General features: G+C 59.4%; 11 protein-coding genes. 1 reads left to right on the top strand and 10 read right to left on the bottom strand.

What is annotated here, in order from left to right; all coding sequences use genetic code 11:
• Positions 1-6: 6 nt before the first annotated feature.
• Positions 7-405, top strand: a complete 399-nt coding sequence (locus AC3A5K_RS11265) for a GtrA family protein (RefSeq protein ID WP_487617610.1) — start codon at positions 7-9, stop codon at positions 403-405.
• Positions 406-576: 171 nt separating this feature from the next.
• Here AC3A5K_RS11265 and AC3A5K_RS11270 read toward each other — a convergent pair whose 3' ends face one another.
• From AC3A5K_RS11270 to AC3A5K_RS11315, 10 genes are all read right to left on the bottom strand, one after another.
• The gene (locus AC3A5K_RS11270) at positions 577-2,616 is read right to left on the bottom strand and encodes a hypothetical protein (protein WP_487617611.1); all 2,040 of its coding nucleotides are present in this window, start codon (positions 2,614-2,616) and stop codon (positions 577-579) included.
• Positions 2,617-3,092: 476 nt separating this feature from the next.
• Positions 3,093-5,255, bottom strand: a complete 2,163-nt coding sequence (locus AC3A5K_RS11275; RefSeq protein WP_487617612.1) for an LTA synthase family protein — start codon at positions 5,253-5,255, stop codon at positions 3,093-3,095.
• 196 nt (positions 5,256-5,451) lie between these two features.
• Entirely contained in the window at positions 5,452-7,923 is a 2,472-nt protein-coding gene (locus AC3A5K_RS11280) for a methyltransferase domain-containing protein (RefSeq protein ID WP_487617613.1), read from the bottom strand.
• A 1-nt stretch (position 7,924) separates the two neighbouring features.
• Complete coding sequence (locus AC3A5K_RS11285; protein ID WP_487617614.1) at positions 7,925-9,256, bottom strand: ABC transporter ATP-binding protein; 1,332 nt, start codon at positions 9,254-9,256, stop codon at positions 7,925-7,927.
• On the bottom strand, positions 9,253-10,089 hold the full coding sequence (locus AC3A5K_RS11290; RefSeq protein ID WP_487617615.1) for an ABC transporter permease: 837 nt from the start codon (positions 10,087-10,089) through the stop codon (positions 9,253-9,255). The genes AC3A5K_RS11285 and AC3A5K_RS11290 overlap by 4 nt, the downstream gene beginning before the upstream one ends.
• Positions 10,090-10,335: 246 nt before the next feature.
• Entirely contained in the window at positions 10,336-11,523 is a 1,188-nt protein-coding gene (locus AC3A5K_RS11295; RefSeq protein ID WP_487617616.1) for a cystathionine gamma-synthase, read from the bottom strand.
• Positions 11,524-11,603: 80 nt separating this feature from the next.
• The gene (locus AC3A5K_RS11300) at positions 11,604-12,980 is read right to left on the bottom strand and encodes a pyridoxal-phosphate dependent enzyme (RefSeq protein WP_487617617.1); all 1,377 of its coding nucleotides are present in this window, start codon (positions 12,978-12,980) and stop codon (positions 11,604-11,606) included.
• 139 nt (positions 12,981-13,119) lie between these two features.
• Complete coding sequence (locus AC3A5K_RS11305; protein WP_487617741.1) at positions 13,120-13,338, bottom strand: HP1242/YdcH family protein; 219 nt, start codon at positions 13,336-13,338, stop codon at positions 13,120-13,122.
• A gap of 401 nt (positions 13,339-13,739) precedes the next feature.
• Positions 13,740-14,321 (bottom strand): hypothetical protein, encoded by a 582-nt coding sequence (locus AC3A5K_RS11310; protein WP_487617618.1) that lies wholly within the window; start codon positions 14,319-14,321, stop codon positions 13,740-13,742.
• Positions 14,321-14,701 carry a DUF4398 domain-containing protein gene (locus AC3A5K_RS11315; RefSeq protein ID WP_487617619.1) on the bottom strand — a complete coding sequence of 127 codons (381 nt, stop codon included), beginning with the start codon at positions 14,699-14,701 and terminating at the stop codon, positions 14,321-14,323. Before AC3A5K_RS11315 ends, AC3A5K_RS11310 begins: the two co-directional genes overlap by 1 nt.
• Between the last annotated feature and the right edge of the window lie 74 nt (positions 14,702-14,775).

Genomic DNA, 14,775 nt, shown 5'->3' on the forward strand with positions numbered 1-14,775 from the left:
GTGCCGATGGATGCTTCACATCCGACACAGAGGTCACGACTCCGCGGGGAGTCACTGCGCTTTTTGCTAGGAGGCGGATTCAATACCCTCCTGACATACCTGTTCTACTGGATTCTACTGTCTTGGCTTGCCTATGGGGCTGCTTACACCCTCAGCTATGCAGCTGGAATTTTTACAGGCTTCGCAATCAATACATGGTTCGTGTTCCGCTGCACATGGTCATGGAGGAAGCTGGCAGCATTCCCGCTGGTGCATCTTGCAAACTACGCTCTGGGCATGGCGGTGATCTTCATCTGCGTACGATTCTTTTTGCTCGATCCACGAATAGCTCCCGTCGTTGCGACTGCAGTCGTCCTGCCCTTCAATTTTCTACTGACGCGTTCTCTTCTGCGCTCAACCCGGTAACGCAGGATTGCGCTCCCCAAGGCATAGCATCGGTCTGCGGCACTTTCACTTCTCCCTGATACCTTGCATGCTCTTGAACAGTGCCTTTCTCTGCTCTATGCACAGCCCCAGCACGGCGGGATGATTGTCCTGCCGCCATCGCGTGCGGCGCTGAAAGCACCAAGTCTTGGACTAGTCGGAGTGCACGACCACCCGAGGGAAGTAAATCTCCGTTCGCGAAGCGTTGACCCACGACGCATCAGAGGTGCCCCTGTCAGCCGACAACCGGAAGGTAAACTCCAGGCACCCCTCCGGAAGATCAACGGCCGCATGCTGGATGCCCGGAGCGCTTGGAAGGGCAACACTCCACCGCGGAGTGCCATCCACAAGCAGAGTCAGATCGAAGTAGCCAAGCGCGTAGGTCTGGTGGTAAGGCATGTAGTAGAAGAAATCCAGCGTACTCTTGCTTGCGGTGCAGGCTTGTGACTGGGCCTCGCCGGACACAGGCCCAGAAGATTCCGGCAATTGCATCGCAAATCCAAGTGCACCGATCGCATTGAATCGTTCGTCACCCATCAGCGCGGCAAAAGCCGCACCCTGCGCAGGCCGCCCAGCGGGAAGTGACCACTCAAGAACGCGACCGTCCATATGGGAATAGCGGCGGTCGACAATCTTCCACCCGGCGTAGACCAACAAGCCCAGCAGGGCAAGGTACGCCACGGGTTTCAGCAGCCGGAACGGCTGCAAGCGCGTTACCTGTGGTGCGAGAGATGCCACCATCATTGATCCCGTAATCCACAGGGGAATCAGGTAGCGGGGTTGCACCTCGCCCACCAAGACAAGGCCTGCTGCAAGGATCGACGAGAACAGGATGGGATACAGATAGGGCTGCCAGTACCCGCCCCGCCACATACCGATGAGCGACCAGAGGACAAGCAACGCAAATGCCGCTGCGTGCCAGCTTGTGAGACTGGCGATGCCCGCGGCCAGCCTAGGGTGCTCTCTGTCCAGTCCGGGTACATAAAAATAGGTCTGGCTACCCAGATAGGAAAGTGTCTTCATCCTGTGCAGTGCATTCGGCACACGACGCTCTGGCTGCAGCACCGTATCAGACAAGGCTACATCGCTTGCAAAATCGCCACGCTCAGACGGATCAAGAACTTCCAGAAAATTGTCCGCGAATACCCGTCCGTCTCCGTAGGTACCGCGGAAAGCCGATGGCGTCACTCCGCCCACCCGTGCATGAACTAGATTCTGGTAATCGGCGAACATCCCAATGCTCCGCGCAACCGCGGACCCAGCCGGATAGATCAGAACCAGCGCCAAGGCGCACGCAAGCGCACTGGCGGCTGCCTGTCGGCTTTGATGCGGCAGGACCTCGCTTTGCTGACCCAGTGGGGATTTAGGGACCAAGGCCGCAGTCACGATATAGGACAGCAACGCCGCCAGGAACGCCACGTGACCAATCTCGCGTTGAACCTGTAGTAGGACCATGGCAAACGCACCGACCGCCGCCCACAGCACGGACTTCTGCCATTTCACCTCGCGCAGTGATTGCTGGATGGCCAGCGCCGAGAGCACGATCCAAGGCAGTGCCCAAATGTCGTGTGTCGGGATCCCAAGTGCGAGCAGAAGTTCAGGAACCGAAGCCAGTACGATGCAGAAAAGCAGAGCTGCAGCTGGCCCAGCCACACGACGCACCCAGATGCTGCCTGCAAACAGTGCAGCGCCAAGGCAGAAAAGATTGAGTACTGGAACCACCCACTCGCTCGTACCCAATGCACGTACTGCAGGAACCAACAACAACTGCACCCGCTGGTCATAGATATCGCGCACCACAAGGTCAACCGACCTGAACTCCTGCGCACGTGCCCACATCGTTGCGAAGTCGCTGATCCACTCCGGCCGCAGAACAAAGACTGACGCGAGCGCTGCGATCAAAGGAGCTAGCGCACTGACGACAGCGGAGACAACGCGACGGGACTTCACCTGAAGCAGGAGAACTGTGACGCAAGCGGCAACCGCCAAGGCCACCAGAGCCAAAGCATCAACCTGCCAAACCAGCCCCGCTGTCACTCGGTCGAAACGTAATGTCACGTTGAAGATGAGCGCCGTTACAAGGAGCATGACGAGCGCAATCGCGACGACGAAGACGCAAACCTTTGCGAGTTCTTCAATGCGGCATAGCCAGAACCTGACAAGAAACATCGCTTTGTCACGGGCGTAGGGCATTGACACACTCCGGTGTTGAGAACGTAGGGGGCGTTGGATACCAAGTGATCATATTGCGGCTCTTGTGCCCGTGCATGAGCCCAATGCAGGATCCTGCGTGGACGAGCGACAAAAGCGGCTTGTTAGCCCATCCAGAATACCGATAACACGCCCTTCTAACGGCATAGCTAGACATCGTGACTCGAAGCCCGGCGGCAATGAAGAGGTAACCGAACTGCCTCTTACGCCAGCACACCACAGCTTCATGACGGGCGGGCGAACGCTGCTTGTGCGCGACCAAAAAAGGCCTCTAAGAATCCCCTGTCGTGGCTGTCCAATGCGGGCGTACGCTGCGCCCCAATGGCTTCTTAGGTAAATGAGAAGGTGAAGATCCGAACCGAGCCTAGCCCTTCAAAGCTCGAGACTCATCGGTCCACGCCAAGTCGAGCGCAAGCGGACGCTTCTCATTTGACCGCGACAGAACCGAATAGAAATATCTAAAGTATGCGGATCGAAGATGTGCTGAGAGCAACACCCTCCACGACAACATCAACCAGGTACTCACCGGAAGGCAGCTCAACCCCTTCAAAATCAAAATTCTTCCGAATAGCCCCCAACACACCGCCAGCATCGTAAGCGACACGATGGAGAACCCTGCCGCCGGAGGCCCTCATTACAATTTCCAGATTCAAATCATCTACAAATCCAGAAATATCCAGATACCCGAAGAATCTTTCCCCTTCGCTGAACTCTTCGGACACCCCGACGACCCGATATCTGCTGTCAACATAACGCCCGAACACGAGGGGCGATACGATAACTCTATCGACCACTTCACCGAAATTCACGGAAAAGGCCCTATGCGCTTTATCTAGCCTACGAGGGAAATCGCCGTTCATTCTGGCTGCATCGACACTCCTGTGAGCCGAATCGAGACTTGAAACCCAGTGAGAAGGGCTTGCAGGGGGTGCTTGGGGCGATCTCGTGAGTGTAACAATCTCCGTAGGCAGCGCGTACTTCATCGCGTAGTAGAAATCACCAGGCGTGTTTGAGGCATTTTTTATGAATCCCGGGATCTTCCACGACGCCATCTTCATCGAGTCCGGAGGACAGCCGGTTGCACTGATCTCCACGCACATCCAGACCGACGGTGCAGAGGTTTCGCTATGTTCTCCAGAAATCCCTAGCTCGCCAAAAACGTTCGGCAGCGCAGGAAGATGATCCCCGTAAACGTAAACTAGTGCTGGCCGATCTCGCATTCTGAGAAAATCAACGAGCCTTAGCAGCTGCGCCTCGCCTTTCGCGAGATGATATAGATAGGTTCTGAGCTCCCTGGCGCCGTCTGCCGACAAGGAAGCCGGAACCCAGAAATCCGACAACTGCTCGTCAGTCAAAGAGTAGTGCCAGAGGTAAGGGCCATGATTCTGAATCGTAATCAAGAACATAAAAACTGGATCTTCGGACTGCAATTGCAGCAACGAGATCGCCTCATCCATTAACGATTCGTCGGACCCGTATGGACCATCATTGACCACTGGCGCCGAGAAGCCATTCTTCCAGATACTTGCTTCGAAACCGAACGAACGGAACACGTCCCCTCTACGCCAAAAATCGGAGTTATTTGGGTGGATAGCAAACGTGCGATAGCCGGTGTCGGCCAAGAGGTTTACGATCGACGGGGCAGAGTCAATATCAAGCTCCAGGTAAGGGTATTGGACTCCAGGTAGATTTCTTAAGGAGATTCCCGTAAGCGCCTCGAACTCGGTTCGGATTGTCCCACCTCCATATGTCGGCGTATACATGGGACCACCTGAGCGCCATCCTTGGGCTACAAGCTTCGGCATAAAGGAGAACCCCTGCATCCCTTCGATACGTGCCGGATCGAAAAGCGCTTCGCTCTGAATAACAATGATGTCGGGCCGCTCCCCGTCCAAACCTGCACGCTCGCCGACAACAGGGAGTAAACGCCCCACGAAATGCGCAGACTCATCCTCGTCTTCGTCGAACGCGCCCCCACTTTTCGCTCGAATGCGTCCAAAAATTGTAAACGCATTGACCAGACCGGATCCATCGACTGACATTTGCGGCGTCCAAGCTTCGAACTTGATGCCGGCGCGATCGAATGCGTCGCCCGAAGGGTCGAGACCATTCCACCAGAAGTGGAACAAGCATGCGGCCGACAACGCCAATAGCCCACGCGCCAGATTAAGCGCCGAACAGATCCTAGGTTCGATCTTGAACAGGGCGTAGAACGCAGCCAAGGCGCTCAGAGCAGAAATCGCCTCCTTGAGGCCGAACTCCATATAGTTCGCAAAAAGACCAATCGAAGAAATCGAGATGATCTGCAGATCCTGGGGCATCAGCGGAGCCCCCAGCTGGACTGTTTTGGCTCGACTGACCCAATACATGGCCAAGTAGATCGATCCGCTGACAATGAACGAAAATACAGGACGCCGCGTCAGTAGCGTCAGAAGTGTTGCAAGGATGAGCCCTGGCGCGGAGTTGAGTATCAATGCACGAGGTGGAAACATCCCTTCCCACAGCAAGGGCGGCGCGCTATCAAGCAGGGTCACGAAGGACACAAATAGCACCATCAATAAGACGGGCATGCCCAGGCCATAACTCGCGCTGACATAACGGAAATTTCCCGACGTCTGCACGCTTCGATCCATCGATATCACTACTCAAATCTCCAGGCCACACGAATACTCAAACTCAACTTCAGCTCGCACGAATCCAATCTCGCCAGGCCCTCAGCAGACATCTGAAATACTTCAAATCCCTACGTGCAGCGTGCCGCCCCATCCCCTCCGACCGGACAACCCGAGATCTTCCGATGCTACCGCTCGAGAGCAACTAGGCACGCAATGAAAGGTTAGACACCGCAGCATCGATCGCCGCCGCTTTCGACGCCCAAGTATTCTGAAGCGCTTCTTCGTCGAGTAGTCGCAAATATGCGGCATCGGCACGATAGCTGAGAGCGTCACCCACCTTTCGTACGAAGTCGTCGTGATCCTCACCAATGAACGCAGACTTGTACTTTCTGCATTCCGGCATGGCCGTCGTTACGATGGGATGCCCCAGAGCCATGTACTCGAACAGCTTGATGGGCGACGTCGACTCCGTGACTGCGTTGATTACGAATGGAATCGTGGACACGGAAAAATGCTGCGCGTATCGCGGAAGCACAAGATAAGGAATGGGCCCGATAACCTTAATGTTTTCGTACTGACCGATACGGGAAGACTTAATCGAACCATCGTAATCAACACCGATGAGCAGGATCTCGTAATCCGGGTAAGCTTCGGCGACCTTACATACAAGCTCGTAGTCAAACCAAACGGCAAAAGCGCCAAAATAGCCGATAATCGGCCTGCCAGAGGCCACTAGCCCAGCAATCTCTTCAGGAACGCAATCTTCGACCTCCCGAAAATGGGCAATGTCAACGCCATTGGTCGCAGTGACTACATTAATTTGCCGGAACTCTAGAATTTCATTAAGGAGCTTGTCGGCACTGGCGACGCAGACGACCCTTGAATCGGAAACAAGCGCCTTGTGCTTTTCCCAAACCTTCTCTGGAATCTCCATTCCGGAAATCGTCGGATCAATCTCGTCGATATATTCGTACAGCACAGGGTCGCCCGCGGCGCGGCGCGGATCGATGAAATCCAGCGTCCTCAGATTGTCAGTGGAGTATAGATGGAGGATTTTTCCCGGCAGATTTTCCACCAAGTAGTGCTGGTCCGTGACATAAAGTCCGTCCTCGACCTCTTTGAAACCGTAGATCTTGTCGGACACATTCCAGGTGCAGAAAAAGTAGAGATAGCCCTTCTTTGCAAGCTGAGAGGCAATATGATGCGGCCGCTGGAACAGCGGCAGATCCCAGTCAACCAGCGCAGGCAGCACGATGATCGGCTTGCCTGCATGACGGGCGACGATACGGTCGAGCTCCACTACGTTGGGATCAGGCAGGGCGGACACGCCACCGACCTCACTTGCCGTCGCCGTGGAGCCACTCACGGCCCGTGGTGACGGTGCACGCCCGGCGAGACTGCGAGCACCTGTGATCAGTCGACGCGCCGGGGCTGTAATCCGCCAAGAAGTACTCTGGTGAAGCTCACTAAGCCTCATGGTCGCCACTTCCAACGCCCGCTCCAAGCTCCTGACCTCTGCTGCTGATTTGGCGATTCGATCCTCAGCGGCCGACAGGTTTGTGGCCTCCTTCGCCCGCATCTCTAAGCGCAGCCTATCTAACGCTTGGCTTGCGATCGCTTTCTCGTCAGCCATTCGCTGGCGCGCTGCTGCCAGCTCCCCGTCATGACGGGACTCCAGGCGAGCATATTCTCCACGCAGAGCGTTCAGCTGGTCCCGCAGATCTTCTGTGATCGCACGCTCGGCAGTATTGATTTCCTCTGCTCGAGCACTGATCAAGCGACGTAGCTGCGTCAACTCGTCCATAAACAGGGATTTAAGCTCAGAATGCAAAGAGGCGCTCTGCTCCTTGACCGCCCAGCCGATCTGCTCACGGCGTGAGTCACTGCGTTCGAGGCTGGTCAGAATGGCCGCATCTGCGACACCGCGATCAGGCGCAGAACCGCTTTGGCGCGCAACGCTAGGATCGACCTGTGTCACCTGCTGCAGGTCGCTGAACGGAAGGCTGCGCAGGCTTAACCCTTCTACCATGTCAGCCGCGGTAAGGCCGCAACGCGCAATTGCCTCGGGAGCGCTATAGACGACGATCGCCTGCCAACCATTCCAGAACGCCACCGGATAAGCCGCAGTGTTGACCACATCGAACGCGCTGATGACCTTTCCGTCCCCCAGAATCGCGGGGAAAGAAGACAGCAGGAACGTGGACTCATGTTCTTCGTGCCTTTGCATCTCCCAGATCGGGACTTGCACTATCACGTGGTCGGATGCAACGTCGGAAAGGCGCCCTACAAGCGCCATCGGCTCCTGGAAGTGTTCCACGACATTCGAACAGAACACGACATTGAACGACCGCGACATCGCGGTCGCGTCCTGGCAAAAGAACTCGTAACCCGGAAACTTCTGCTTTGCGCTGTCAATTGCGACCTGTGAGAAATCGCATCCACACACATCGGAAACACCAAGTTCCTGGGCCAGAAGATTGACCGCCTCGCCCTCGGCGCAACCGACATCTAGAATCGAAAGCGCACTTCGGCGGATGTCGTCACGAAGCCATCGCGGCAGCGCGCGCAATGCGACGCGCGCGAACATTTCGGTCTGGAACGGGCCCTGCGCACTCTTCCAATCACCCGAAAACCGGCCATCCCAGTATTCGCGGCTATTCATCTCACCACTCATTCTATTCTCCCAACTCCACGCTGACGGGTACGTTAAAAACGCCGAAACGCGCCCCTGAGGATAGCGAGGCGAAATATTCGACGCCTTCGATGTACTCGAAGTAATGAATTGCCGGCTCCGATCGGTCCTCGACCGCGACGGCAAAATAGTATTTCCCTTCAGTCAGAAGATTCTTGAATCGGAATTTCACGATAGTCCGGCCGGACTGGCCCACAAACAGGCCCGGATCCTCGAGAGCCGTCGCACAGACAAGCAGATCCGCACCGCGAAGATCCTTGATCGCGAACGCGACGCTCAAGCCTGCATTATCTATACCATCGGGGATGTCCAACTCTACGGATACGTGGAGGTCCTCACCGTACTCGAACACACGATCCAGGCCCTTGGCACCCTCGATACGGAAGCCGGTGACGCAACCGAGACGCGTCCCCCAATGGTTCAAAATCCCTGACCTCAGAAGCTTTTCCGCATCCTTCTCCGCGTGCACCACTTCCTCGGTTGACGGGCCCTCAGCTGGATGAACCTGCCCCACAAGGGAACCGGTGTCCCCGGGACCGCCACTCGCGGCCTGGGCAGGCGTCTCACCGTCGCTCGTTTCATCCGCGAACAGGTACTCGGAGTACCGAGCGGTGACGTCAGGCACGTCACCAAATTCTCTCGTCATCCCTCCATGCAACCACATTGCGTGATCACACAAGGCACGAACAGCGGACACATCGTGACTGACAAAAAGCAGCGTTACGCCATCTTCCCGCAGCTTCGATATCCGGCGCATGCACTTGGCAGCAAAGCGCGCATCCCCTACCGCGAGAGCTTCGTCGACGATCAGAATCCGGGCGTCCGCGTGAATCGCTACGGAAAATGCCAATCGGACAAACATCCCGCTTGAGTAGGTTCTGACCTGCTGATTGATGAAATCGCCAATATCTGCAAACGCAGCGATGTCATCGAAACGCGCCTCGATTTCCTGTTTGGAGAGACCCAGCACGGCGCCGGACATGAAGACATTTTGCCGCCCCGTGTATTCCGGGTCGAATCCCGAGCCCAGCTCCAGAAGCGCGGCGATCTTGCCATGGACCTGCAGACTGCCTTCGGAAGGCGGGTAGACGCCCGCAATCATCTGCAGAAGCGTACTTTTCCCGCTGCCGTTCTGACCGATGATCCCGACAGCCTCCCCCTCGCGCACCGTGAGATCGCAATGCCGAAGCGCCCAGAAAGTCTGCGCGTACTTCGTGCCTCCGCCGAGCAACTCGTGCTTCAGCACTTCAGCAGGCTGACGCTTCCCCATGGGAAACGCTTTCCCGAGGTTGGCGCACTGGATGACACTTGTCATAGAACCTCCGCGAACCCGGATTTGGTGCGGCGGAACCATAACCAGCCCACCCCGAGCAGTACGCCACCCAATAGCATCTGGCTAGCCCACCACTGCCAATCTACCGGCGTATCGAAATACAGGATTGATCTCGACTGCTCGATCACTTGGCTCATCGGATTGAGCTTGAGCCAGGGCTGCATCAACCGTGGGGATTGCGCGATGGGATAGAAAACGGGCGACAGGAACATCATCGAGAAGAGCACAGGTTGGACGATCTGACCCACATCGCGAAAATACGTCCCCAAGGATGCCAACAGGAAACTCACCCCGAGAGACGACAGGCACAAGGGAAGATACAGGATTGGGATCAGCAGGCCTTGCGCAGCAGGCATTCCCCGATGGATCAGCACGTAGAAGAAGAGCCACACAGCTAGTGAAATCACAACCCCGATAACTGCCGTCGCCTGCGTCATGTACGGCAACAACTCCAGTGGGAACTGGGTGCGCTTGGCATACGACGTATGCGCAACGATCACCGAGGGCGCTCGGCCAACTGATTCAAGCACGTAGATGTAGACAATCTTTCCCAGAAAAAGAATCAGTGCATAATCCCAGATCGACTCGATCCCTTTCCAGCGCGGCTGAAAAATCAGGCCGAACACGAGTGTGTAAATCGCCAGCATGAGCAACGGCTGGGCGACCAGCCAGAACACGCCACCAAAAGTCCCCTTGTGCTTTGACTCCAAATCCCTGACAGCGAGCTGTCGAAGCAGGAACCAACTGTTTGACCTGAGCGATTTCAATCTATGAGCCTCGTTTAAAACCAAACGCGCGAGCGGGAGCCAACACATACAGAGGCGCCAAATACCGCGACCTCCAACCTCTGGGATCGAACCAAATCACGCATTGGAACCCGCCGACAAATGCCCCCAGCTTCCAAGACGACATAGGCCAACGAACATGATCGCCTCTAACTCATCGACTGCTTTTATATCGACCGCCTCCCTGGTCTCCGGCAGTTCTTCGCAGAAACACCGGATCCAGCGATTGCACCTGCTTCAAACGTATTTCGATCCATTTCAGTCCCAGGGCGACCGCTAGCGAGGTTTCAACGAATTCACTAGGTCATCCCTGAGATCTTCGACACCCTCCACCCCCACACTCAACCGCACCAGATCATCATGCATGCCCAGCTCGGCACGCCGTTCTGCCGGCACCGACGCATGCGTCATCACCGCCGGATGGTTGACCAAGCTTTCCACGCCGCCGAGCGACTCCGCGAGGGTGAACAGTTCGGTGCGTTCGCAGAATCGCTTCGCGGCCTCGAAACCGCCTTTGATGCGGACCGAAATGATGCCGCCGAAACCGTCCATCTGGCGCTTGGCGAGCGCGTGCTGCGGATGCGAGGCGAGCCCCGGATAGATCACCTGCTCGACCGCGTCGTGACCATCGAGGAACTCGGCCAGCGCCTGCGCGTTCTCGCAATGGGCCTGCATGCGCAGGTGCAGCGTCTTGAGGCCGCGCAGCGCGAGGAAGCTGTCGAACGGCCCCTGCACCGCGCCGGCGGAGTTCTGCAAAAACGCCAGCTGCTCGGCGAGTTCGGCGTTGTCGCCGACCACCAGCATGCCGCCGACCATGTCGGAGTGGCCGTTGAGGTATTTGGTGGCCGAGTGCATGACGATGTCGGCGCCGTGTTCGATCGGGCGCTGCAGGATCGGCGAGGCGAAGGTGTTGTCGACGACGACGATCAGGCCGCGCTTGTGCGCCAAGTCCGCGATCGCGCGGATGTCGACCAGCTTGAGCATCGGGTTGGTCGGCGTTTCGATCCAGACCAGCTTCGTCTTGTCGGTGATCGCGGCCTCGAACGCCGACGGATCGGTCATGTCGACGTAGCTGAAGGACAGACCGGCGCTGCGGGTGCGCACGCGTTCGAACAGGCGGTAGCTGCCGCCGTACAGGTCATCCATCGCGATGACGTGGTCGCCGCTGTCGAGCAGTTCCAGCAGGGTCGCGGTCGCGGCCATGCCCGAGGCGAACGCGAAACCGCGCGTGCCGCCTTCCAGGCCCGCCACGCAGCGCTCGTAGGCGAAGCGCGTCGGATTGTGCGTACGCGAATACTCGAAGCCCTGGTGCTCGCCCGGGCTGGACTGGGCGTAAGTCGAGGTCGCATAGATCGGCGGCATCACGGCCCCGGTCGACGGATCGGGCGACTGGCCGGCGTGGATCGCCAAGGTGGCGAGCGCAAAGCCACTCGAATCGGGGCGCTCGGGCGTGGAACGGGACATGGACGCTTCCTGGAAAGACGGGGGATTCTAGTCGCCTGGACTGAACGCAAGGTTCGGCCGGCGACGGCGGCGTCGCGCGCTTACTGCACGCGGCGGCGCAGGTAGTTCAAGAGGTCGATGCGGGTGATCAGGCCGAGGAACCGGTCGCCATCGGTGACGATCGCCACCTGGCCACGGTCGAAGACCGGCAGCAGGGCCTCGACCGGGGATTTGACGTCGAGGAAGTCGAGCTTGCTGACCATCGCCGACGACACCGGCTCGCGGAAGCGCGCTTCGTCGCCGTAGACGTGCAGCAGCACGTCGCTCTCGTCGAGGATGCCGACGATGCGGTCGCCGTCCATGACCGGCAGCTGCGAGATCTCGTACAGCTTCATCCGCTGGTAGGCGGTGACCAGCAGGTCGGTTGGTGCCAGCACCACGGTGTCGCGGCGCGAGTACGGGCGCAGGATCAGGTCGCGCAGATCGCCGTGCTGCTCGCGCTCCAGGAAGCCGTTGTCGAGCATCCAGTAGTCGTTGTAGAGCTTGCTCAGGTATTTGTTGCCGGTATCGCAGACGAACACCAGCACCTTCTTCGGTGTGGTCTGCGCCTTGCAGTACTTCAGCGCGGCGGCCAGCAGCGTGCCGGTCGACGAGCCGCCGAGAATGCCCTCGGCCTGCAGCAGCTGGCGCGCAGCCAGGAAGCTCTCCTGGTCGCTGATCGCGTAAGCCTGCTTGACGCGCGAAAAGTCGGAAATGCCCGGCAGGAAATCCTCGCCGATGCCCTCCACCATCCAGCTGCCCGACTTGTCGTTGAGCACGCCGTCGTTGATGTACTCGGCCAGGATCGAGCCGACCGGATCGGCCAGCACCATTTCCACATCCGGCGCATGCACCGCGAAGCAGCGCGACAGACCGGTCATCGTGCCCGAGCTGCCGCAGCCGAAGACCACGGCGTCCACGCCGCCGACCTCGGCCATCTGCCGCAGGATTTCGGGACCGGTGCCGTGTTCGTGCGCCGCGGGATTGTCCGGGTTGCCGAACTGGTTGATGAAGTAGGCGCCCGGGGTCTCGCGCGCGATGCGCTCGGCCAGATCCTGGTAGTACTCCGGATGGCCCTTGGCGACGTCGGAGCGGGTCAGCACGACCTCGGCGCCCATCGCCTTGAGATTGAAGATCTTCTCCCGGCTCATCTTGTCGGGCACGACGAGGATCAGCTTGTAGCCCTTCTGCTGGGCCACCAGCGCCAGACCGATGCCGGTATTGCCGGCGGTGCCCTCGACCAGCGTGGCACCGGGCTGGATGTCGCCGCGCGCCTCGGCGGCGGTGATCATGCTCAGGCCGATGCGGTCCTTGATCGACCCGCCGGGATTCTGGTTCTCGAGCTTGAAGTAGAGCTCGCACACGCCGGTGTCGAGGCTGCGGGCCTTGACGATGGGCGTGTCGGCGATGAGATCGAGAACGGAGTCGGCGATCGGCATGGGGATCCGGGTCCTGCGGGGAAAACAGTCCGGGATTATCGCATCGCCACGGCACGGGCGCAGCGCCCATGCCCGATCAAGACACCCGCGGGCGATGACGGTCGACGAGGATGACCGCCACCGCCCGCGACTGTGGGAACTAGTGCTGCAGCGCGTCGTACATCGAGGTCAGGCGATCCTTGGCTTGCAGCTTCTCGCGCTTCATCTGTGAGAGCGTGGTTTCGTTCACCGGCAACACGCCGAGCTCGGCGTTGAGCACCTTCTTGTCGAGCTCCTTGTGGCGATAGAACAGCTGCCGGAACTCGACGTTGTCCTTCATGAGCTCTTCGAGTTCTGTCTGCGAGTGCGCTTCGAACATGAAATCCTCCTGACGGAAATGCGAACGCCCCAGCCGGGGACGGCAGGGGCGTTGCGGGGGCGACATCCAGAACGAGGCAGCGGACGATCCGGTCAGGACGCCATCACCGCGCGGAACGCGGGGATCGGGGACCTCGTGGGGGATCATCTCGGTCATCGGCCTGGCTCGTTGACCAGGTGGCGGACTGGAAACGTTGCCACCCGGGAGATCGACCCTACTCCCCCCGTTTCGAGCCGGCAAGGGTCGATCGGCCCGCTGACGATCGAGCCGCGCAGTCAGCCCGACCGCTTCACGCCAGCGCAGGCCGTGAATCGCGCAACCACGCGGCGCGCCTGGCCAAACACGCGCAAGCGATTGATTCCATATGGATTCAGGCTGCCGGATCGCGCAGCCCGCGGCGTTCAGGGTTCGAGGCTTCGCATCAGCTCGGCTTCGCGACGCTTCAGCTCGGCCTCGCGCTGGCGTGCGGCGCGCAACTTGGCGGCTTCGCCACTGGCCACGCCCTGCAGCACCGTCTCGGCCTGCTGGCGGGCTGCGCCCTCTTCCTCGGCCGCCAGACGCAGGCGCGCGGCTTCCTCGGCCTGGATCTGGGCCTGGATCCGCAGGCGCTCGGCTTCCTGACGCGCGCGCACCGCATCCTGCCGACTCGCTTCGACCAGCAGTTGGCTTCGCTGGCGTTCCAGTTCGCCCAGTTCACGCCGGCTGCGCTCGGTGCCGGCCGCGATCTCGGCGGTTTCGACGCGCCACTGCGCGATCTGCAGCGCGGAGGCACGCTGGCTGCTGCGCGCAGTGGTCAGGGCCTGCAGCGCCTGACGCGCCTGCAGGCGCTCATAGGCGGCGGCACCTGCGGTGGACGAATCAGCATCGATCGCCTGCAGCCGCTGCTGCAGTCCGGCGGCATCGCTGGCCGTGTCGGACTGGGCGTGGACGGCCGGAACGGCCAGCAGGGATGCGATCAGCAACATCGACAGACGCATGGTCATCAGTTCTCCGTCTGCAGCCGCTGGCGCAGGGTCGTGATCTCGGCGCGACGTGCGGCCAGTTCGGATTCAGTCGCGGCCTGCAACGCACGTGCGTGCGCCAGGTCGGCCAGTGCGCTCGCCGACAGGGCCAGCGTGCGCGCTTCGGACTCGCGCTGGCTGCCCATCGCGGACTGCGCCTGCTCGAGTGCGCGACGTGCCTGCGCGATATCGGTGGGCGCGTACTGGTCGGCATCGGCATCGCCGGCGCGGGCGACGGACAGGCGGGCGGCCGCCAGTTCTTCGGTCGGCGGCGGCGTACTGGCGCAGGCGGTCAGCGCGAGTACGAAAGCCAGCGTCGATGCCTGCAGCAGCGGCCGGATGTATGCGAAGCTTGTATTCATCGAGGCATCGTGTTCCGGACTTTAACCCGGGGCATTGTGGTCAGCCGCACCGGGATACGCAACGTGGCCTGGGC

It is taken from the genome of Luteimonas sp. Soil_C_5, assembly GCF_057656615.1.

Excerpts from the sequence above, each read along its gene's own strand:
- AC3A5K_RS11280 (WP_487617613.1), bottom strand. The coding sequence starts at position 7,923 with ATGAGTGGTGAGATGAATAGCCGCGAATACTGGGATGGCCGGTTTTCG.
- AC3A5K_RS11290 (WP_487617615.1), bottom strand. The coding sequence starts at position 10,089 with ATGTGTTGGCTCCCGCTCGCGCGTTTGGTTTTAAACGAGGCTCATAGA.
- AC3A5K_RS11295 (WP_487617616.1), bottom strand. The coding sequence starts at position 11,523 with ATGTCCCGTTCCACGCCCGAGCGCCCCGATTCGAGTGGCTTTGCGCTC.
- AC3A5K_RS11305 (WP_487617741.1), bottom strand. The coding sequence starts at position 13,338 with ATGTTCGAAGCGCACTCGCAGACAGAACTCGAAGAGCTCATGAAGGAC.
- AC3A5K_RS11300 (WP_487617617.1), bottom strand. The coding sequence starts at position 12,980 with ATGCCGATCGCCGACTCCGTTCTCGATCTCATCGCCGACACGCCCATC.
- AC3A5K_RS11265 (WP_487617610.1), top strand. The coding sequence starts at position 7 with ATGGATGCTTCACATCCGACACAGAGGTCACGACTCCGCGGGGAGTCA.
- AC3A5K_RS11285 (WP_487617614.1), bottom strand. The coding sequence starts at position 9,256 with ATGACAAGTGTCATCCAGTGCGCCAACCTCGGGAAAGCGTTTCCCATG.
- AC3A5K_RS11310 (WP_487617618.1), bottom strand. The coding sequence starts at position 14,321 with ATGACCATGCGTCTGTCGATGTTGCTGATCGCATCCCTGCTGGCCGTT.
- AC3A5K_RS11270 (WP_487617611.1), bottom strand. The coding sequence starts at position 2,616 with ATGCCCTACGCCCGTGACAAAGCGATGTTTCTTGTCAGGTTCTGGCTA.
- AC3A5K_RS11315 (WP_487617619.1), bottom strand. The coding sequence starts at position 14,701 with ATGAATACAAGCTTCGCATACATCCGGCCGCTGCTGCAGGCATCGACG.